The sequence below is a fragment of the Arthrobacter sp. MYb227 genome (assembly GCF_002975435.1).
Lineage (GTDB): Bacteria > Actinomycetota > Actinomycetes > Actinomycetales > Micrococcaceae > Paeniglutamicibacter.
Genome location: NZ_PCPT01000002.1, coordinates 463,580 through 485,479, shown reverse-complemented (window position 1 = coordinate 485,479; position 21,900 = coordinate 463,580). Strand labels below are relative to the sequence as shown.

At 59.5% G+C, this 21,900-nt stretch carries 12 protein-coding genes and 1 CRISPR repeat array; of the genes, 6 read left to right on the top strand and 6 right to left on the bottom strand.

Annotation, left to right across the window (positions count from 1 at the left end; all coding sequences use genetic code 11):
* Positions 1 to 43 precede the first annotated feature (43 nt).
* The 6 genes from CQ018_RS06070 to rlmN all read right to left on the bottom strand — a co-directional run bounded on the left by CQ018_RS06070 (position 44) and on the right by rlmN (position 6,907).
* Positions 44 to 1,153, bottom strand: coding sequence for a zinc-binding dehydrogenase (locus CQ018_RS06070; RefSeq protein ID WP_105549086.1), 1,110 nt, complete (start codon positions 1,151 to 1,153; stop codon positions 44 to 46).
* Positions 1,154 to 1,240: 87 nt separating this feature from the next.
* Complete coding sequence (locus CQ018_RS06065; RefSeq protein ID WP_105549085.1) at positions 1,241 to 2,905, bottom strand: ABC transporter permease; 1,665 nt, start codon at positions 2,903 to 2,905, stop codon at positions 1,241 to 1,243.
* The gene (phnC, locus tag CQ018_RS06060) at positions 2,906 to 3,754 is read right to left on the bottom strand and encodes a phosphonate ABC transporter ATP-binding protein (RefSeq protein ID WP_105549084.1); all 849 of its coding nucleotides are present in this window, start codon (positions 3,752 to 3,754) and stop codon (positions 2,906 to 2,908) included.
* A gap of 62 nt (positions 3,755 to 3,816) precedes the next feature.
* Positions 3,817 to 4,734, bottom strand: coding sequence for a phosphate/phosphite/phosphonate ABC transporter substrate-binding protein (locus tag CQ018_RS06055; RefSeq protein ID WP_258142413.1), 918 nt, complete (start codon positions 4,732 to 4,734; stop codon positions 3,817 to 3,819).
* A 426-nt stretch (positions 4,735 to 5,160) separates the two neighbouring features.
* Positions 5,161 to 5,628, bottom strand: coding sequence for a carboxymuconolactone decarboxylase family protein (locus CQ018_RS06050; RefSeq protein WP_105549082.1), 468 nt, complete (start codon positions 5,626 to 5,628; stop codon positions 5,161 to 5,163).
* A gap of 73 nt (positions 5,629 to 5,701) precedes the next feature.
* Complete coding sequence (gene rlmN, locus CQ018_RS06045) at positions 5,702 to 6,907, bottom strand: 23S rRNA (adenine(2503)-C(2))-methyltransferase RlmN (protein ID WP_258142441.1); 1,206 nt, start codon at positions 6,905 to 6,907, stop codon at positions 5,702 to 5,704.
* 261 nt (positions 6,908 to 7,168) lie between these two features.
* A CRISPR array of direct repeats spans positions 7,169 to 13,845; the repeat unit is 29 nt; unit sequence GTGCTCCCCGCGTCTGCGGGGATGAGCCC.
* A gap of 260 nt (positions 13,846 to 14,105) precedes the next feature.
* On the opposite strand from rlmN, the gene cas3 reads away from it, so the two are divergent.
* The 6 genes from cas3 (at position 14,106) to cas6e (ending at position 21,900) form a co-directional block, all read left to right on the top strand.
* Positions 14,106 to 16,979 (top strand): CRISPR-associated helicase Cas3', encoded by a 2,874-nt coding sequence (cas3, locus tag CQ018_RS06040; RefSeq protein ID WP_181149759.1) that lies wholly within the window; start codon positions 14,106 to 14,108, stop codon positions 16,977 to 16,979.
* Positions 16,976 to 18,667 carry a type I-E CRISPR-associated protein Cse1/CasA gene (gene casA, locus CQ018_RS06035; protein ID WP_105549079.1) on the top strand — a complete coding sequence of 564 codons (1,692 nt, stop codon included), beginning with the start codon at positions 16,976 to 16,978 and terminating at the stop codon, positions 18,665 to 18,667. Before cas3 ends, casA begins: the two co-directional genes overlap by 4 nt.
* Complete coding sequence (gene casB, locus CQ018_RS06030; RefSeq protein WP_181149758.1) at positions 18,660 to 19,241, top strand: type I-E CRISPR-associated protein Cse2/CasB; 582 nt, start codon at positions 18,660 to 18,662, stop codon at positions 19,239 to 19,241. Before casA ends, casB begins: the two co-directional genes overlap by 8 nt.
* A 72-nt stretch (positions 19,242 to 19,313) precedes the next feature.
* Positions 19,314 to 20,456, top strand: a complete 1,143-nt coding sequence (cas7e, locus tag CQ018_RS06025; RefSeq protein ID WP_105549077.1) for a type I-E CRISPR-associated protein Cas7/Cse4/CasC — start codon at positions 19,314 to 19,316, stop codon at positions 20,454 to 20,456.
* Entirely contained in the window at positions 20,453 to 21,208 is a 756-nt protein-coding gene (gene cas5e / locus CQ018_RS06020; RefSeq protein ID WP_105549076.1) for a type I-E CRISPR-associated protein Cas5/CasD, read from the top strand. Before cas7e ends, cas5e begins: the two co-directional genes overlap by 4 nt.
* 5 nt (positions 21,209 to 21,213) lie before the next feature.
* On the top strand, positions 21,214 to 21,900 hold the full coding sequence (cas6e, locus tag CQ018_RS06015) for a type I-E CRISPR-associated protein Cas6/Cse3/CasE (RefSeq protein WP_105549075.1): 687 nt from the start codon (positions 21,214 to 21,216) through the stop codon (positions 21,898 to 21,900).

The window sequence follows — 21,900 nt, the reverse complement described above, 5'->3', positions numbered from 1 at the left end:
ATTGTGCCTTGGGTTTCTGAATGTTTGCGGTGGATCGGTGAGTTTAGGCGGGGTCGGGGTGGATTCCCACGCGGACGTCCGCTCCACTTTTGGCAACCTCGATGGCTTCATCAAGCTTGGAGAGCGGAAGGGAAGGACCGACGAGGTCGGCAAAGGGCAGCGTGTTCCACGAGTTTTCCATGAAGGAAGTCGCTGCTTCAAGATCCTGTGTCAGGTAGTTGTGTACCCCCACAATCTTCAGTAGCTTACGAACCACTGCTTCTGGATCAATTCCAACCTCCGGTGATGGACTGACGCTTCCAACAAGAACCGCCACCCCACCGATGCCCAGCATACTGATCGAGGATTTCACGGCGCCCGGAGCACCTGATGCCTCAAAACTGATCAGTGGAGCTTCAAGTCCCGCCTGGCTCAGTGCCGGTGCCAGCGGCTCGGTGATGGGATCTAGCGCGATCAGTGCCCCAAATTTCACCGCTAGCTTTCGACGCTCCACATGTGGGTCAAGGGCTACTACAATGGCGCCTTGGGAAACTGCCATCGCAATGATCGCAAGCCCCACCATCCCGGCTCCCGAAACTACAACCGTTTTACCCGTCATAGGCGTCAGTTCTCGTGAAGTGCGCAGTGCTGCTGCAGCCGTTGCCGTGGCACAGGAAACCGGGGCAAGAATCGGTGCAGGGATCTGTTCGGAAACTTTTGTTATGGCAGTTCCTGACAAGATATGCGCATGGGTAGCGAACCCACCATTGAGTTCCCAGCCACGGCCCAATTTCTCGTGTCCGTATTTGCGCAAGGCCTCACATTTTTGGTTCAAGCCACGCAGGCATAGCGAGCACTGCCCGCAGCTGACAATCACTCCCCAGATCACCCGATCCCCCACAACCAATGGAGTTCCATCACTGAGAACCGCTTCATCGGTGGTGGCAACCACTCGCCCCACTTGTTCATGTCCTAAGACCAGGGGCGCTGTTGCACTCCGATGTCCGGAGGCCGTATGAATATCCGATCCGCAGATGGTTGCGTATTCGATTTCAACAAGTGCGTCCCCGGCTTCTAACTGCACATGCGGCACAGCGATGACCTGGTGCGGCTGACCGGGCCCCTGCCAGGCCATGGCCAGCGGGGTTGGAACAAAGTTCAGAATGGATCTCATGAGCTTTCGAGTGACCTTGGTTCATAAAGGGGGAAACTGACAGGGGAAGAGCCCTGCAGGTTTTGTGTTTCGTGAGACTGCCCAGATTTAGCGCAAGACCTTACGGACCCACATGGCCAAACCTTCAACCGCTAGCACCGTCAACAGGATCATGATGACGATCGAGGTGACAAGCGGGTAGTTCGAGCCCTGACCCGCGTTGAGCAGGTAGTAACCGATGCCACCGCCGCCCACGATGCCCAGAATAGTTGCGGCACGAATGTTGGTATCCAACAGGTAGAAGGTGTGTCCCACCATGGCTCGAGCGCTTTGCGGCAGGGTTGCCGAGAAGTAGGTCTGCAGACGGCTAGCACCGGTGGCAATCAGTGCCTTCTGCGGTCCGGGGTTCACTTCCTCAACGGAGTCGGCAATCAGCTTGCCCAGCAGACCAATGCCGCCGAAGGCCAGGGCAATTATGCCGGCTTGGCTGCCCAGACCCGTCACCACAATCAGCAGAATCGCCAGGATGACTTCGGGAACGCCGCGGATAATCACCAGTCCAAAGCGTGAACCGGTACGGATCCCGGGGGTTGGAGCAACGTTGCGCGCCGCGAACGAACCAATGATGATCGAGACACCCAAGGCCAAAACCATTGCCGCAAGAGCGATGGAGAGGGTCTTGCCCATGGCCATGGCCATGGTAGCAAAATCATAGGAGCCAAAGTTTGGTGGGAAGAACTGCGCCATGATGGCCGGGAGTTTCGGCCATACGGTCACTAGATCGCTCCAGTTGATGTTCGAGACCCAGACGCCACCCAGGGCGATGGCTACGGCGCCCCAACCCCATACGAGGTTGCGTACGCGGTCTGCGGTCCAGGGGCGCTTGGAATTTACCGTCATCGCAATGGCGGTCTTCTTGCCGGTGCGCGCCTTGCTGGTTCCTTGGCCCAGCAGGACCTTGCGGACCGCACCGGAAATGAGTTCCATGGCCACACAGAGCACGAACATCACGATCGCGATGCCAACGCCCAGCGAGTAGTTCAGGGATTTGAAGGCGTAGGACATTTCCAGCCCTAGACCCATGACACCGACGTAGCCCAGGATGACCGAGCCGCGCAGGTTGATGTCGTTGCGATGTAGCACCGTGGCAATCCAGGAGGGCAGAACCTGGGGCAGAATGCCGCCGAAGAATTCCTGGGCTTTGGTTCCACCGGAGGCCCGAATGGCCAGGCGTGGTCCCTCGTCGATCTGTTCGATGGCATCGGCGAAGAGCTTGGAAATCATGCCAATGGAGTGCAAACCAATGGCCAGGATGCCTGGCAGTGCTCCGATGGAGAAGACCAAGATGAAGACCATGGCAAAGACGACGTCGGGAATTGCGCGGGTGATCACGGTCATGAAGCGGCCCAGTGCCTGCCAAGCCCCGCCTGGGGTGGTGTTTGCCGCGGCGATGTAGGCAACCGGAACCGAAAGCGCTGCCGCCAGTAGCGTGCCGGTCAGCACCAGTCCCAGGGTGAAGAGCGTGAGTTCGATGAGTTCGGCCGCGGGTGGGAAGCTGACGGTTCCCACCCGAGCCAAGAAACGTTGGGCGTTATCTGCCGAACCGATCATCGAGGTGATCGAGATGCCCGACTGCCACAAGGAGATCAGCGATACCGCAAAAATTGTCAGCAGGGTCAGTGCCACCGCCGTGCGTTCGGGGGCCGGCTTGGGCAGGGAGCCGGAGCGAAGATCGAGTTTTCCTGCGGTTTTGAGGGGTGTTGCCATGCTCATTTAGGATGCAGCTCCGGATGCGGCGAGTGACTGGTTGCGGGCGTCGGCCGCCTTCTTTAGTTCATTTTCAAGATCGGAAATTGCGGCTTCCGGGACCGGGGCCAGCTGGCCGTAGATTTCCATGACCGATTCGCGACTCAAGCCGGCGGTCGGGGTATCGAGTACCACCGAGCCGTGGCGCAGACCGACGATGCGATCGGCCCAGGACAACGCAAGGTCCACCTGATGTAGCGAGCAGAGCACCGTCAGGTTACGCTCGGCGGCGATTTCCTTCATCAGGTCCATGACCACAATGCTGGATTCCGGGTCAAGCGAGGCCACCGGCTCATCGGCCAGCAGGATTTCGGGTTCCTGCATCAGCGCACGAGCGATTGCCACGCGCTGTTGCTGACCACCGGAAAGCGTATCTGCACGTTCGTAGGCCCATTCCAACAGACCTACACGTTCAAGAGTTTCGAGAGCTTTAAGCCGAAGCCGACGCGGGTACATGGCAAGTCCCAAACGTGGCCCACGCAGCGTGGAGAGCGCACCGGTGAGCACATTTTCCAGTGCCGTGAGTGAGGGAACCAGCTCGAATTGCTGGAACACGAACCCCACCTTGGAACGCAGCTGACGCAATCCACGGCCCGAAAGCTTGGACAGGTCGGTACCCAGCACCTGAACCTCTCCACCGGTGGGGCGTTCGAGTGCGTCGATGTGGCGCAGGAAGGTTGATTTTCCGGAACCCGACAGGCCCAGCAGCACTACCATTTCTCCCGGCATGACTTCTAGGTCGACCCCGGCCAGGGCCTTCTTATCTCCATAGATTTTTGTCAGGTTGCTGGTCTTGACTGCGTACTGTGTGTTCACGTTCTTTTCCCTTGGTTTTCCGCGTCGGCGTTGGCTTGGTAGCTAGTTCTTGATGTAGCTAGTTACTGGCACTGGCTGGCGTTGGTGCTCTTGCAGATGTCGCGAATGGTGTTGTAGTAGGCGTCATCTACCGGCTTGGTTTCGAAGAAGACTGCCTTGAAGCCCTCGGAATCTGCGCCCTTGACACCGGCGGCAGCAATTTCATCGATAGAAAGTTCCTTGAGCAGGCCGGCAACTTCGGTGCTCAGATCGGCCGGGAGGTTCTGCGAGACAACGATCGGGGCGCCCGGAACCATGGTTTCACCCACGACCTTGACCTTGTCGTTCTTCTCCACTTCGCTGTCTTCGGCGAAGCCAACCTCGCATTCCTTGCCTTCTGCGGTCTTGGTGACCGAGACGTCGTGCTTACCGGCGAAGACCGTGGTGATATCGGTCTTCACATCGATACCTTCCTTGCCCAGGTTGTAGGAGGGGAAGAGGTAGCCGGAGGTGGAAGACGGGTCAACGAAGCAGACCTTCTTACCCTTGAAATCGGCAACCGCGCTAATCTCCGAGTCAACCGGGACGATTGCCTGCGAGTAGTAGCCCGGCTCTTGGCCTTCCTTGGTGACGATCGAGGAGACCGGGGTGAGCTTGGCGCCGTTGTTGGTGGCGGTGATGTAGGTGAATCCGGAGAAGGATGCCACATCGATCTTGCCAGCCACAGAGGCCTCGATCAGGGCTGCGTAGTCGGTCGACTCGTGGTATTCGACGGTCTTACCGGTCTTGATCTCTAGGTAGTCCATCAGTGGGCGGTAGTTGGTCTCGGTGTCTACCGAGTCGGGAACTACACCGAAGACCAAGGTTGAAGAATCCTTGGCGAAGCCGGCTGCGGCTTCCGGAGTCTGGGCATTGCCCGGGGCGGAACTTGCACAGCCGGCAAGAAGAGTGGAGGCCGCCAGGGCGAGGGCGGCTGCGGAAAGCTTGGCGCGAGTTGACACGGTGTTGGTTCCTTTTGCGAAGTCTGTGTGGCGCAGGGGGGCATATTTTCCCGCGCTCATCACAGACATTAGGTAGCCAAAAAGAATCAAAGGGTGTCCGAAGGTTAACTGCAGGTTATGGACTGTAGAACATCAAAAGTGGCAAATGTGAGGGTGCTAGGCCGTCACCTTGTACATACATGCCAGCAATAGACCTGCGTTTGGGCCCCCTTGACCCCAAAAAATCCAAAGTACAACGGGCCCGGCACGGAAAACATGGAGCGTGCTTGGGCGAGATGATTTCTCCGAGGAACCGCATGAGCATGGATAAGACCCAGAAGTCCATACAAGCAAAGATGGGTATCCACACACTTGCAGATACCCATCATTTAGATCTATTTTTTAGTCAGTGGTTTTGCTCCGAACTAGGCGAAGTACCCACGGAATTCAGCTCTTGCGAGCGCGCACCGGGTGCTGCGAAAGAATAGATACGCGGTTGAATGCGTTCATGGCGATTGCTGCCCACTGGATGGCAGAGAACTGCGCATCATCAAGCACCAGACGTGAGGCGGCGAGCTCGGCAATACGAGTCTCGGTATCCGGCAGCGCGGTTGTAGCCTCGGCAACGGAGAGTGCCGCGGCTTCCAGATCGGTGAACAACTCGGTTTCGCGCCAGGTCGTCAGAACGGCAATGCGCTGCACACTTTCGCCGGCCTCCAGCGCCAGACGAGTGTGCATATCAAGGCAGAATGAGCAGCCATTGAGTTGCGAAATCCGAATGTTCAGCAATTCAATGAGTTTGGTTTCAAGACCTGCCGCCTCGCTGGCTTCTTTGACTTTCACTGAAAGGCCGTTCAGCGCCTTCCAGCTGCCGGTATCTGATTTATCAAGGAAGAACGGATCCGCTAGCGACATGTGAAAACTCTCCATAAAAACTCGAAGGCACCCCTATATGGGATGCCTTCGAGTCTAGGTGAAGTACGTGAGATTATTCGGCTGCGGCCAGCTGACCGCAGGCGCCGTCAATTTCCTTGCCCCGAGTATCGCGCAACGTGGTAGGAACGCCGGCGGTTTCCAAACGGTCAATGAACTCGGCGGTGACGTCGGGTTCCGAGGAAGTCCACACCGAGCCCGGGGTCGGGTTCAGCGGGATCGGGTTCACGTGTACCCAGCCACGGCCACGCGCGTTGAGCTTGCGGGCCAGCATGTCCGCACGCCAGCCGTGATCGTTCATGTCCTTGATCAAGGCGTACTCGATGGAAACGCGACGACCGGTCTTTACGTAGTAGTTGAACGCGGCATCAATTGCCTCGTCGACCTTCCACTTAGAATTCACCGGGATCATTTCATCGCGCAGCTCGTCATCCGGGGCGTGCAGCGAGAGTGCAAAGGTGACCGGGATATTTTCCTCGGCCAGCTTGTTAATTGCCGGCACCAGGCCCACGGTGGATACCGTGATGCCACGGGCGCTCATGCCCAGGCCCTCGGGGGCTTCGGCAACCATGCGACGCACGGCGTTGATGACGCGCTTGTAGTTGGCCAGCGGCTCACCCATGCCCATAAATACGATGTTGCCCACGCGCTCTTCGGGGTGCTTCTGGCCACCCAGACCACCTTCGACGATCACGCGGTTGGCCTGGACGATTTGGTCCAAGATTTCCGCGGTAGACATGTTACGGGTCAATCCGGCTTGGCCGGTGGCGCAGAACGGGCAGTTCATGCCACAGCCACACTGGGAGGAAATGCACAGGGTGATGCGGTTGCTGTAACGCATCAAGACCGATTCGACCAACGAGCCGTCAAAGAGACGCCAGAGGAACTTGATGGTGCGGCCGTCGTCGGTTGCCAGGCGCTTGACCTCGGTCAAGAGCTTGGGGAACATGACTTCGGCGATCTCGGCGCGGCGATCCTTGGGCAGGTCACTCATCAGCTCGGGATCGGTGGTGTAATGCTGGAAGTAGTGCACCGAGAGCTGCTTGGCGCGGAATCCGGGCAGGCCCAATTCCTTGAGCTTGTCCGCACGCTCGGCCAATGTAAGGTCCGCGAGGTGTACCGGTGGCTGCGAAACGCGCTTCTTGGCGGAAAATTGCAGCTGCGGACGACCGTCATCGCCCATTGCCTGCTTCCAGCCTTCGGCTGTGGGGCGAACCTGTGCACGCCCCTCGGCCTTGGCACGGGATTCGGAGATGCGCATTTGCTGGGCACCCTGAGCCGCGGCCTGCGCCGCTTGGGCGGCGCGGCGGGCTTTTATGTCCGCGGCGGTGGGCTCGACGGAAGCGGGAACGGTCTGCTGGGAATTATCGGCGGAAGTCATCTCTTCCATTCTCCCATGCATGTCTAGGGTATGGGCGGTGAGCTTGGGCACCACCGCCTTTACCAGGTTCTTCTGGTCGGCGAGTGCAGATAAACTGATTGCGGTTTGTTGATTTGGGCGTATTTTCCCTAGTCAACTAGAGTGCTCCCCGCGTCTGCGGGGATGAGCCCTGGGCCAAGCTTAGATTGCGTCTTGAGAATTTGTGCTCCCCGCGTCTGCGGGGATGAGCCCGACCCGGAGCAACCTCGGCAAGCATCGGAGGGGTGCTCCCCGCGTCTGCGGGGATGAGCCCTATGGACCCGGAGCCAGCGCTGCGTCTTGCGAGTGCTCCCCGCGTCTGCGGGGATGAGCCCTGGTGGATGCCCCTGAACCGATCAAGAAAAGGGTGCTCCCCGCGTCTGCGGGGATGAGCCCGCGCCATGGAGGCGGCCTGCACATCGGCACACGTGCTCCCCGCGTCTGCGGGGATGAGCCCTGACCTAGCTCCAGTGGACGCACCAAAAAGTGGTGCTCCCCGCGTCTGCGGGGATGAGCCCAAGCCTCGCCACAAAATAAAGGCAAGCTACAAGTGCTCCCCGCGTCTGCGGGGATGAGCCCTGTAACCGTTGTGGCACCGGATAAGGCTACTGGTGCTCCCCGCGTCTGCGGGGATGAGCCCGCAGACGACAGCTCCACCATCGAAGCAATAGCGTGCTCCCCGCGTCTGCGGGGATGAGCCCACCGGCTTGACCACGAAGTCTCGAAGCCAGAAGTGCTCCCCGCGTCTGCGGGGATGAGCCCAGCTGAGGGCGATTGAAAAACCAGTTATCGAAGTGCTCCCCGCGTCTGCGGGGATGAGCCCCACAGATCCAAACGAGGGCCTGACTCCGGAAGGTGCTCCCCGCGTCTGCGGGGATGAGCCCTCTCTGCCTCGGAGTACACGGGGCAGGGTCGAGTGCTCCCCGCGTCTGCGGGGATGAGCCCCCGCCGATACCTTCGTGAGCCTGAATCGGATTGTGCTCCCCGCGTCTGCGGGGATGAGCCCAGGTATCAACCTTGGAGAGATTGCGGCATGAGGTGCTCCCCGCGTCTGCGGGGATGAGCCCATCTCGGTTCCGACAACGCTGTCTTCGGGCATGGTGCTCCCCGCGTCTGCGGGGATGAGCCCATACCGGGACAGCATCAAGGTCATCACCAAGAGTGCTCCCCGCGTCTGCGGGGATGAGCCCCTTCCCACAACCCAACGCGCGCCCCTTGAACCGTGCTCCCCGCGTCTGCGGGGATGAGCCCCCGGTGACCGGCGTTGATCGGGCTGGATTGGTGTGCTCCCCGCGTCTGCGGGGATGAGCCCTCTCAAAGCACCAAACCGTGACAGCGCCACCGGTGCTCCCCGCGTCTGCGGGGATGAGCCCCGTTGCTTGGCTGACGCCAAATCTTGGGACAAGTGCTCCCCGCGTCTGCGGGGATGAGCCCGTGGTGAGACCAACGCGGTTGATCATGAAGTGGTGCTCCCCGCGTCTGCGGGGATGAGCCCAGAATATGGACATTCCAGAACTTTTACAGCTGGTGCTCCCCGCGTCTGCGGGGATGAGCCCAACAACGGAGCTTGACGTGGGTGCCATTAGATGTGCTCCCCGCGTCTGCGGGGATGAGCCCTCCAACCGGTGGGAGCTGACAGTCACCGATATGTGCTCCCCGCGTCTGCGGGGATGAGCCCGATCGATCCCGAAGACGCGGATGGTAAGGCGTGTGCTCCCCGCGTCTGCGGGGATGAGCCCTACATCGCCCCAGCAAAGGGCATCACCCCGCTGTGCTCCCCGCGTCTGCGGGGATGAGCCCACCCGTCGCCCCACGGTTCACCGAAGAATTCAGTGCTCCCCGCGTCTGCGGGGATGAGCCCCAAGGAGAATACGTTGACTAATTTCAGGCCAGGTGCTCCCCGCGTCTGCGGGGATGAGCCCGTGATGGTGCGAGTTCCCTTGGTGGTCTTTGGGTGCTCCCCGCGTCTGCGGGGATGAGCCCGGCCATGAGCCGTGCAAGCTCACCTTCATTAAGTGCTCCCCGCGTCTGCGGGGATGAGCCCATCATATTGACGGGCAAGACACCCACACCGGAGTGCTCCCCGCGTCTGCGGGGATGAGCCCGACGGCTGGACTCGATAAAGACAATAACACTAGTGCTCCCCGCGTCTGCGGGGATGAGCCCTCACGCTGGCGATGACGACCGCGACTAGCCCGGTGCTCCCCGCGTCTGCGGGGATGAGCCCCGTGCCAATTTACGTGGTAGGGCCAATGGCATGTGCTCCCCGCGTCTGCGGGGATGAGCCCCCATACCTTCACCAACCAGGCTAGTGTCATTGGTGCTCCCCGCGTCTGCGGGGATGAGCCCGTTGGCACCCCGAAGATGCGTGTCAAGGCGACGTGCTCCCCGCGTCTGCGGGGATGAGCCCATATCGGTTAGACCGGTTACGGCGTTGTTTAGGTGCTCCCCGCGTCTGCGGGGATGAGCCCTGCCGCCCGGTACGAGGCTCAACCCGCACCACGTGCTCCCCGCGTCTGCGGGGATGAGCCCCCTTGGTCCTCTGTGCGGTGGAGAGATGATCTGTGCTCCCCGCGTCTGCGGGGATGAGCCCGGGTGATGCGGGTTAGCGTCCGGGTTAGGCGTGTGCTCCCCGCGTCTGCGGGGATGAGCCCATAAATGGGGGTATTTCCTGAGTATTCAAGCGGTGCTCCCCGCGTCTGCGGGGATGAGCCCAAACACGCTGTGTGGGCGCGAGGCCAGAAACCGTGCTCCCCGCGTCTGCGGGGATGAGCCCTCGCGGATCGGTGTTTTTGACGAAAGTAATATGTGCTCCCCGCGTCTGCGGGGATGAGCCCTTTTCGTAACCAGCCGTAGCCGGGGACATCGGGTGCTCCCCGCGTCTGCGGGGATGAGCCCATTGCCCGGCGCATCCTGCGTCACCACAATCAGTGCTCCCCGCGTCTGCGGGGATGAGCCCACTTGGGTATCTCTTTCCCGGAGATCGCCGATGTGCTCCCCGCGTCTGCGGGGATGAGCCCTGCGGTAACCGGTCCTTGCGGGAGGTAGATACGTGCTCCCCGCGTCTGCGGGGATGAGCCCCGCACGACCGTGGCTAGACCGCCGGAGACGGCGTGCTCCCCGCGTCTGCGGGGATGAGCCCGCTACGGCTGTGAAAAGCCCCGCGTCTACACTGTGCTCCCCGCGTCTGCGGGGATGAGCCCCCGGACACCCAATCGGAAGGACGCCACAACCCGTGCTCCCCGCGTCTGCGGGGATGAGCCCCACCCCAATGCTTCCGCTGCTTCAATCACAGAGTGCTCCCCGCGTCTGCGGGGATGAGCCCAACTTGAAGCCGAGCATCTCGACGCACTCAATGTGCTCCCCGCGTCTGCGGGGATGAGCCCGTCTGGACGCTGGTCGAGGAGTTCGGGGAGATGTGCTCCCCGCGTCTGCGGGGATGAGCCCCCTCGCCGTACTCGCTGAACACCGAGAAACCAGTGCTCCCCGCGTCTGCGGGGATGAGCCCTCGCACTCCACCTCGCCCAAGCCCGCGGCCAAGTGCTCCCCGCGTCTGCGGGGATGAGCCCTCATTGTCTGCGGCCGAATCAGTTACAAACTCGTGCTCCCCGCGTCTGCGGGGATGAGCCCGTACAGCCCATACCGCCCGCAAAAGCACACAGGTGCTCCCCGCGTCTGCGGGGATGAGCCCTGCTGCTGTGAAGCCCTTCTTACGGAGCTTGTGTGCTCCCCGCGTCTGCGGGGATGAGCCCAAAGAATTCCGACCCAGCCCAGCTTTACTTGAGTGCTCCCCGCGTCTGCGGGGATGAGCCCTGCTGCTGTGAAGCCCTTCTTACGGAGCTTGTGTGCTCCCCGCGTCTGCGGGGATGAGCCCAAAGAATTCCGACCCAGCCCAGCTTTACTTGAGTGCTCCCCGCGTCTGCGGGGATGAGCCCTGGGCCTGGCCCCCATATTTATCCTCCCGAAAGTGCTCCCCGCGTCTGCGGGGATGAGCCCAGGGGAAACATCCTTCCAAGCACCGTCATCAAGTGCTCCCCGCGTCTGCGGGGATGAGCCCAGCTTCAGGCCCATAATCGGGTACTGAAGTGCGTGCTCCCCGCGTCTGCGGGGATGAGCCCACGCCTTTACGCGCATGATTCCGCGTGTGACTGTGCTCCCCGCGTCTGCGGGGATGAGCCCTGGCGCGTTACAAGCTCGCTAACAAGCACGGGGTGCTCCCCGCGTCTGCGGGGATGAGCCCGCGGCAGCGGTGAAGATACCAATGAGCGGCAGGTGCTCCCCGCGTCTGCGGGGATGAGCCCACTGCTGGCCGTGCGATCTACCAGTGGGACGAGTGCTCCCCGCGTCTGCGGGGATGAGCCCACTTCTTCAGAGTCCGCAGACCGGGTATCCCCGTGCTCCCCGCGTCTGCGGGGATGAGCCCAATGACAGTTGTGGAACTATGGCATGCCGCCGGTGCTCCCCGCGTCTGCGGGGATGAGCCCGATCCGACCATCAAAAGCCCCACCGGGATATTGTGCTCCCCGCGTCTGCGGGGATGAGCCCGTGCGCCCTGCATGCCAATCGCTGACATGTAAGTGCTCCCCGCGTCTGCGGGGATGAGCCCACCGGAATCTTCGGCAAACGAGCGTCAACCTCGTGCTCCCCGCGTCTGCGGGGATGAGCCCCCCGGTGAAGCTGAGCGTTTCTTTGGGAACCGGTGCTCCCCGCGTCTGCGGGGATGAGCCCACTGATATTTGATCCACTGAGCACAATCTTGAGTGCTCCCCGCGTCTGCGGGGATGAGCCCCCAGCTATCCCGTTGGCAACCTCGCCACCCAAGTGCTCCCCGCGTCTGCGGGGATGAGCCCCGCGTTACACCGTGCCCCGTATCGGGCAGTGAGTGCTCCCCGCGTCTGCGGGGATGAGCCCCGCGTTACACCGTGCCCCGTATCGGGCAGTGAGTGCTCCCCGCGTCTGCGGGGATGAGCCCAGATTCGGCAAAGTCAATGCACTCTTGACCGCGTGCTCCCCGCGTCTGCGGGGATGAGCCCGACGCGGCAGGCTTCACCTCAGCCAACTCAGCGTGCTCCCCGCGTCTGCGGGGATGAGCCCCGCATAGTCCGTGGTGTGTTCAGTACTCATGGGTGCTCCCCGCGTCTGCGGGGATGAGCCCCCTCCCACGGTGCAGGGCGCGCCCGCTGGGGCGTGCTCCCCGCGTCTGCGGGGATGAGCCCTAAGCGGCGCGACGAGTAGCCGGGAAGGAAGCGTGCTCCCCGCGTCTGCGGGGATGAGCCCAACCCTGCGCCAAGAAGTCATCTTCACCATCGGTGCTCCCCGCGTCTGCGGGGATGAGCCCATTTCGTTTATGCCGGCCGAGCGTTACACGATGTGCTCCCCGCGTCTGCGGGGATGAGCCCAGCATCCCGCAGTCAGTTCCGGCACATCATGGGTGCTCCCCGCGTCTGCGGGGATGAGCCCCGTGGGCGCCATAGGCAAAAGCATCTTTGAGGGGTGCTCCCCGCGTCTGCGGGGATGAGCCCATACGAACGCCAATTCGTCTGGTGTGGCACTAGTGCTCCCCGCGTCTGCGGGGATGAGCCCGCTACCGCACATGAAGCCTTTGCGAAGGGCTCGTGCTCCCCGCGTCTGCGGGGATGAGCCCTGCTACGCATTCGTCAACGCGTCTCTCTGCTTGTGCTCCCCGCGTCTGCGGGGATGAGCCCCACCCTTTAACTCTGATGGCAGTTTTGTTAGTGTGCTCCCCGCGTCTGCGGGGATGAGCCCGCCTACATGATCGCCATGGAATTCGATGCACCGTGCTCCCCGCGTCTGCGGGGATGAGCCCTAATTCCCGCGAAGCTACGCAACACCCTCTATGTGCTCCCCGCGTCTGCGGGGATGAGCCCCCATGCCCAATCAGTGCGGTACTTGATGCTCAGTGCTCCCCGCGTCTGCGGGGATGAGCCCGAGAACCTGGCCTCGCCGAAAACATCGCAAAAGTGCTCCCCGCGTCTGCGGGGATGAGCCCCGCTGCGGGTTCAAGTGCTGGCGTCGCAGATTGTGCTCCCCGCGTCTGCGGGGATGAGCCCACGGCACACACGTTTGGGCAATAAAAAGGCCGGTGCTCCCCGCGTCTGCGGGGATGAGCCCACGGCACACACGTTTGGGCAATAAAAAGGCCGGTGCTCCCCGCGTCTGCGGGGATGAGCCCACGGCACACACGTTTGGGCAATAAAAAGGCCGGTGCTCCCCGCGTCTGCGGGGATGAGCCGTACGCACCCTAACTATTGAGGGTGAGCCGTGGGTGCTCCCCGCGTCTGCGGGGATGAGCCCAATTTGCGGCTGCGGCGTTGCTTGATCCTGAAGTGCTCCCCGCGTCTGCGGGGATGAGCCCTTGACCGTGTTCGTGAACAGATTGAGATTGCTGTGCTCCCCGCGTCTGCGGGGATGAGCCCAATATGGGGTGCCACAGAACAACCTTCCCGCGGTGCTCCCCGCGTCTGCGGGGATGAGCCCGGCACAGTGGTCAGCTTGTTTGTAAAGCACCAGTGCTCCCCGCGTCTGCGGGGATGAGCCACCAGCACCGGCCATTGCCGAGACTGCCTGGTGCTCCCCGCGTCTGCGGGGATGAGCCCAATGCGTTTTGTGGTCTTTCCCTCCAGCTCGGGTGCTCCCCGCGTCTGCGGGGATGAGCCCGCTTGCCCACCGTGGTGATGTGCTGGCCCAAAGTGCTCCCCGCGTCTGCGGGGATGAGCCCCGGTGCAACCTACGTGTCATGGAGCGGGGTCCGTGCTCCCCGCGTCTGCGGGGATGAGCCCAGCAAAAGCTGTGTAGGAACAACACCAACCACAAGTTGCCTGCCCCTGCGCGAACAAAACACAAGTTCTCCAACGAAAAGGCCCCCTAGCGATTCTTGGCGACCGCCATATACTCTGCAAAACGTAAAATACACCCATAAATTGCGGTGACTTTTAGGTGCCGGTCACAGTACAAATTCCGAAACGCCATGTAGCACTTACCGCAAAGTGTCCGGCATCACGACTATGGTCTGAAGTGATGGAATTTCTAAGGGGGAATGTTGTCGCCTGTCAAAAGCACGATTAGACCTGAACTATGGGCCAAGACAAACCGTCCGGATATCCCTGAAGAACTACTCCATTTGCCGCTGTACGACCACGGCGTGGACGCGGCGGATGCGGCACGGATGATCCTCGAACAGGCAAGCCCCAATATCAAAATAGCGTTGGCTCAGGATCTAGCGCTATCACCTCAAGATCTGGCAGCATTCGTGGAATTTTTGGCGGCCACTCATGACGTGGGAAAGGCCTCACCAAAATTCCAGCAACAAGTTCCCTCGCTCTACGCTCATGCCGAAGAGCTCGGGTACCCGGCAATTGACCGGCCCGGCGATCTAGACAATTTGCCACACTCTATACATGGCATGGCCATTATTTCCCGATGGCTCCAACAAAACTACGGATATACCGGGCCCAAGGCCAGCTCTGTGGCGGTCATGTCCGGCGGCCATCATGGTCGCTTTCCGGAAACCGGTATCCTCAACACGCTAAGAAAGAATCCAGGCAACCCAAAATGGGTAGCGGCCCAAGATGAGATGCTCACCGGCTGGACTGCAAAGCTGGAAGCCACCCAAGCACTTAAACTGCTTGCAGCAACTGGAGTTCCTGCTAAGTGTCAGTTGATTTTAACCGGGTTAGTTATCCTCGCCGACTGGGCTGCAAGTAATTCCTCGATTTTTGCACTGCGCTCCGGCGCCACTACCCCGGATCATCTCACCCGCATCCGAGAGGCGCAACATGCATTAGGGTTGCCGGCAACGTGGTCATTCGGTAAGGGCTCCAGATCCACTTCTGGCTACTACGCATCACGTTTTAACCTGCCACCCGGGGCCCAGCCTTCGCTCATGCAGGAGACCTTTTTCCGGATGGTCTCCTCTGCGACAAGCCCTGAGCTATACATTCTCGAAGCACCAACCGGCAGCGGCAAGACGGAAATGGCACTTGCCGCGGCAGAACAGTTGGCTTCAAACTTGGGCTTAAACGGAGTCGCGTTTGCTCTGCCCACCATGGCCACCACCGATGCCATGCTTCCTCGTATTCTGGATTGGCTAAAAGCAGCTACCCCCGATGGCAGTGGAACGCCCACCGTTACGCTGGGACATGGAAAAGCACGTTTCAGCCCGCAGCTCGAAGCCCTGCCTAGGCAACTCTTGCACTCGTGCATTATTCATGACGAAGATACTTCATCCGATTCTCCAACGTTCTTGGTCCACCACTTTTTTTCGGACCGAAAGCGCGTGCTCCAGCCAAATATCTCGGTTGTCACGATCGACCAGGTTCTCATGGCTGCACTTAATACCAAGCACTACACACTTCGGCATCTCGGATTGGCTTCCAAGGTCGTGGTAATCGACGAAGTGCACGCCGCCGACGCGTATATGCTCACGTTTTTACACCGCATCTTAGAATGGCTGTCCGTCTATGGGGTTCCAGTGATCCTCATGTCTGCCACACTTCCGGCCCAGCAACGCCGCAGCCTCGCTAAGGCCTATTATTCGCGCGCAGCCCCCGACCAATTTCGAGGCAAACGTTCGGACGCAATTAATTCAATGATGGCTGAGCTAATTCCCGAGCGTTTGGGGTACCCGTGTGTCACCCAAGTTTCGTCTGCAGGACTAACGATGTCCCATAGCGTATTGGTGACTACCCCGGTTCCTGTACAACCAATCCAGGTTCCCGATGAGCTGGAAGCTTTGTGGGATTTACTTGAGCCACGTATCGCGTCCGGGGGCGTCATCGGGATCATTTGTAATACTGTGGCTAGAGCTCAAGCGGCCTTCCAATTTATCCGTTCTAAACTTCCTAATAATACGGTTCTAGCGCATTCGCGGTTTATCACAGCTGACCGCCTCGAAATTGAAAGATTGCTGGTTGAAACGCTTGGACCTGAACATTCAGGAGCGGTCCGCCCTCTACTTCAGGTGGTCGTCGGAACCTCCGTACTCGAACAATCCTTGGACATCGACTTCGATCTGTTGGTGAGTGATCTTGCCCCGATGGATTTATTGCTGCAACGCGCCGGACGTTTGCAACGCCACATACGCGGCAATCGTTGTCCTGGTTTCAGGCAGCCCGAGTTATGGCTGCGCGGGGTCGATGACTGGGAGCGTTCGCATTCGACGATTCTGCGGTCCGTCTCGGTTATCTACGGGGAATTCCCTTTGTTGAACACGCTGGCGGTTTTTGAACAACACTCTGCGTGGGATACCCCTCTGCGGCATCCTCACCAAGCCGCGGACCTTGTGCAAGAGGCCTACGCTGCAGATTTGGTCTATCCTCCCATCTGGCGCAAGGATCACGACGAATATGCCCGCGTCGCTGCAGCCCAACTGGCAAAGAAAGAAGCCAAGGCGAAGACCGGACTTATCCCCGCGCCTAAGCCCTCACTGGATCTGTTTATCGACCGAGCAACCGAATCGGGTACTGCCGTCGATGCCAAGACCAGGAATTTGTCCGGTCCGGCGCGTGAGGAAGCCGAAGCGGTAACTCGCGTCCGCGACATTGAGGATTCATTCGAAGTCCTCCTAATGACTCGGGAGCAGGACACAATCTCCGGGCTCCCCTGGCAAGAACATCTGCAGCTCTCGCTCACCGGTGTTGCCCGAATCGAAGATTTTGAATTGGCTCGGCAGATTCTCCGCAACAGCGTTCGCCTACCGATGAGCTTCTCAAAGGATTTTACAACCTTAGACAAGACCCTGACCGAACTCGAATCCCAAGGATTAGAGGCCTGGCAAGAAAATCAACTGCTCAAAGGCCAACTTGTACTCTTTCTCAATCAAAAGTGTGAGACAACTCTTGCGGACCACCACATTCGTTATGACAGACAGCTCGGACTCATCGTGACACCACCCCAGAAAGGCAATGGCCCATGATTAAACCAGCCGAGAACATATCATTCAACCTCGTAGATGAGGCCTGGATTCCAGTACAGCGACTCGACGGAAGCCTTGCTGAGCTCGGACTTCGGGACTTATTCGCTCAAGCACATTTGCTACGCCGGATGAGCAACGAGGTACCAACACTGGACTTTGCAATCCTGCGGGTACTGCTTGCCGTGGCCCGGCAAGCAGTGGGAGCAGTCGAGGAACCCCTAGACGAATGGACGTCGCTGTGGGAGCAGGAGAGCTTCCCTGCTGAAACAGTTGAGGCGTATCTGGACCGCAATGAGATCCATAATCGGTTCGATTTACTCGGTGCCCGGGCACCGTTTATGCAAACCCCTACTCTGGAAACTCCTAAGAACGAGTATGACTCGCCTGGACGGTTGATTCCCGATATCCCGGCGGGGCACCAACATTTCACCACCCGTGCCGGCTCGGGTGCTGCAACGTTGTCCTTCGCCGAGGCAGCACGATGGCTAGTTCATTTGCAGGCCTATGATTACTCCGGGATCAAACCCGGCGCGCTAGGTGATGACCGGGTCAAGGGAGGCAAAGGTTATCCCATCGGCACGGGGTGGGCCGGTCGACTGGGAGGGCTCTACGTCGAAGGCGCGAACTTGTTTGAAACGCTCATGCTCAATCTGCGTTTCGCCGAATTAGGCACCGGTGAAGACCAAGACACCGCTATCTGGGAACGTGAAGTTCCTGATGCTTCATCCACGCGTGGAGATGGTTCAGTGCCGAAAAAAGGCTCAACAACTCCCCCTGATCCGGTGGGCGATTCAGATATTTTCACCTGGCCTTCGCGTCGAGTCAGACTGCGCCACGACGCTACACACATCACAGCTGCGCTGGTAACCAACGGTGATCGCTTGCTTCCACAAAATTCCCACATATTTGAGCCGCTCAGCCTGTGGCGGGATAGCGTTCCCCAAGCAAAAAAACTCGGAGTTCCCGTCTTTATGCCCCGCGAGCATGATCCTTCACGCGCCGCTTGGCGGGGCTTAGGCGCTATTCTCGGTAGTGAAAACTCCGAGCAAGTTGAAGGCCGGCGTCATGAAACTCCCAGGGTTCTACGCCAGCTTGGCAGACTGATACACAAGGGAACTATCGACGATGACTATTCGTTTTCCACGGTCCTTGTCGGGTTTAGATACGGGCCCCAAGATTCCTCGTTCGAAGCCCAGTACGACGACAAGCTGACATTCATGGCTTCCCTTCTCACCGAGAAGGCTGTAGCACACCGTCAGGAAGCACTCGCCGCGGCCAGCCGCACCGGCTATGCGATCCGAGATCTGGGCGATTTAGCCAAGAACCTCCTGATTGCCGGCGGCAACGACCGACCTGCTGATCCCGCAGGCGTCCTAGCGGCCGCCTACTTCGATTTCGACCACGAGTTCCGCAGCTGGCTTTCCAAGGTAGCCCCGGACAACAGCACCAACGATATTCGTGCCGGGTGGAACCAACGCGCACGCACCTTGCTGACTAAGCATGCCGACCGGCTCATGTCCCGGGCCAGCGAGCGCAGCCTCTTGGGATCGCAGGACAAAGACGGACATTGGAACACCGCACACACTGCCCGAGCCAGATTCAATGCTTCGCTGCGAAAGCGCTTCCCATCAGACTCCGATGTTCCACCAAATTCCCCGCCCCCAGCCAAGGAGAAGGCCAATGTCTGATCAGTTCACCACGTTCATTGCCGCGAAAGTCAACCAGCTTCAACGGGGATACCTAGCTAACGAGGCAACTGCCGTGCGCACCATGGCCCACCTTCGCAAGGCCACCAATAAGGCCCCGGGAACCGAGCCAGAGCTGTGGAGCGTAACTCTCGAGGATTTGCCCACGTCCGATCAAGGCCGTGGCCAACATGCAAGCCCCTCGGAATGGGCTTCGCATATTTCGCTCTCTCTCTTTGCGGTCCACCAGCAGGGCATGAAATCCAAGGGTATGCATGAGCCGGGCGTTCGTTTTGGCAGGGTCATACGCGGCCTCAGCGATCACGGCATGTCTGCCGATGCCGTCAAACGCCGTTTCGATGCACTGGCAAGTGCTTCCTCACCGTTGGAAGTCCAACACCATCTGGGGGCACTGGTCCGCATCCTGCGCGACGCCGATGCTTCGATCGACTACGTACGACTGGCCGATGATCTTCGCCGCTTGTTGATCCCGGGACAGCACAAACCAGTCCTCCTGCAATGGGGACGCGACTTTGCCTATTCCAAACCCACCCCGTCTATGCCCCTCGGCGAATAGCAAGCCGCCAGTTAACCCCACTCCACTTTTCAAGTTTTCATCCATCGTCCGTTGAAGGAGAACCACACCACCATGAGCAACCTCTTTGTCGATATCCATGTCCTGCAGACCCTGCCTCCCAACAACATCAACCGGGATGAGTCCGGCTCTCCCAAGACCGCAATCTATGGCGGCACGGTGCGCCAACGGGTCTCCAGCCAAGCATGGAAGCGCGCCATTCGCACCGACTTTGGTACCAAATTCGATGCCGATAAACTTGGTGTTCGCACCAAGGATGTTGTGAAGCTGGTCGCCGACGAAATCACGGCGCTCGCCCCGGAACATGAGGGAAATGCTCTAGCATGGGCACAAACGTCACTGGAAGCGGCAAAGATCAAGGTTGCGGTGCCCAAGGGTCGTGCAAAGACTAAACCCCAAGCCGGAGAACCGGTAGAACCCGAAGCCCTTCCCGAAAGCGCCTACTTGATTTTCATGGGTGCCGCCCAGGCCGAGAACCTTGCCCAGCTGGCCATCGATACCGAAGGCAAGCCCGTTAAGAAGGATGCAGTTGCTGCACTGAATGCCAATCAGGCCATCGATGTTGCGCTCTTCGGCCGGATGCTCGCCGATGCCAAGGAACTCTCCGTCGATGCCTCCACACAGGTAGCCCACGCCATCAGTGTGCACGAGGCCGTACCTGAATTCGATTACTTCACCGCCATGGATGACAAACGCGGAGAGGACGAAGCCGGTGCCGATATGATCGGCACCGTCGAGTTCACATCCTCCACGTTGTATCGCTATGCCACCATCAATGTTGGCGCGTTGAACAAGACCTTGGGAGACGCAACAGTTGCGGCCGAGGCCACCGCCCAGTTCATTGACAGCTTCGTCCGCGCTATGCCCACCGGCAAGAAGAATACTTTTGCCAATGGCACGTTGCCCGATGCCATCGTGCTGAGTTTCAGCAACGAACAGCCGCTGAGCTGGGTCGGGGCCTTCGAACAGGCTGTTACCGCCGATTTTGGCGGATCGCGTTTAGAAAAGTCTGCAGTTGAGTTGGCGAATCATGTCAAGTCATTCGATGAGGCCTATGGTTTGATCACCACTCGGCATGTGTCAGCTGCCAGCAAGGCCACCGAGTCGCTGAAAGAACTTGGAAATTCTGCTTCCCTGCCAGAACTGACCAAGATCGCGAATCAGGCGGTTTTGGATCATCTGGGGCGTGCAGAGTGACGGTAAGCGTACTCCTGGCTCTAGCGGGACCGCTTCAGTCATGGGGTAACGACAGCAGGTTCACAGTGCGCTCCACCGGTTCGGAACCGACCAAGAGCGGAGTTTTGGGTCTTGTGGCCAGTGCCTTGGGCCGAGACCGCGATGCCGACTTCACTGATTTGAGTGCATTGACTTTCGCGGTGCGCACCGAACAGCCGGGCGTGCTCGTGGAAGACTTCCAGGTTTCGCTGTCGATGGATAAATCTCAGGCGATGCCACTAAGCCGGCGTTACTATTTGGCAGATGCGCGCTTCACTGCCGCACTTTCCGGAAACGATGCCCTGGTCCAGGAGATCGCAGATGCCCTTGTACGTCCCGTGTATCCGCTCTTCTTAGGTAGACGATCCTGTCCCCCCGCGAGGCCGGTTGCTATGCGCGGCATCCACGACGGGACAGACGGCACCGGATTGCTCGAGGGAAACTCGGTTGAAGTACTGCGCGGCTTACCCGCACAAATTTCCTCGGTCATGAACCGCAGGCTACGAAATCAGGAAATGCTTTCGCTTCCTTTGCATGCAGATACGACGCCAGATGATCCACGGGGCATCACCATCCGCGATCTACCCATCTCCTACAGCTCAAAACATCGACACTACCTGCCACGGACCTACTCAGCGTTGAAACCGGTAGTGCTCCACAACGAGCTTCATGTACCGAAGGTTCACACAAACACGGGCATTGACGACCACCATACTTGGGACGGATTGGACTAATCATCATGACCTTCAGAACTCGCATTGCCATCGATCCGATCTCACGCAATGCAATGCCGTACCTCACCAACCCGCATCGATTGCACGGTGCCATCATGAAAATGTTCTCACCAGCACCCCACGGACAATCCGGTGAACAGCGCGTACTGTGGCGAGTCGATTCCTTTGCTACAAGTACTTGGCTCTACGTTGTGAGCACCGAAGAACCCTCCACCGAGGTTTTCCACAAGGAAGCTGGGCTTAGACATCTGATGCCCGAAACTCAGGACTATTCACGTATTCTGAAGCAGGTGAAGCAGGGTGGGACTTATGGTTTCAGGCTCACCGCAAACACCATGAAGGCAGCCGTGGATATTGGCTCCGCCAATGCCAAAAGACCGGAGCTAACCCGCGGTAAAAGAGTACCGATTATCCACGACGAACAAAAAGTTCAGTGGTTACAGCGCCAAAGCAGCACCCATGGCTTTTCCATTCTTGAGTCCGCCGAGCATGGCCCGATGGTTCGTATCGGCCCATCGGGAAACCGCCGTTTCAAACGAAATAACTCAATGGTCACTTTGCACAGCACCCAGTTCGATGGAACACTCCGAGTCGATGACATTGAAGCGTTTCGTACGGCATTAGTCTCTGGAATTGGCCGTGGCAAGGCTTACGGTCTAGGGCTCATGTCGCTAACTCCAGTTTCCATCTAG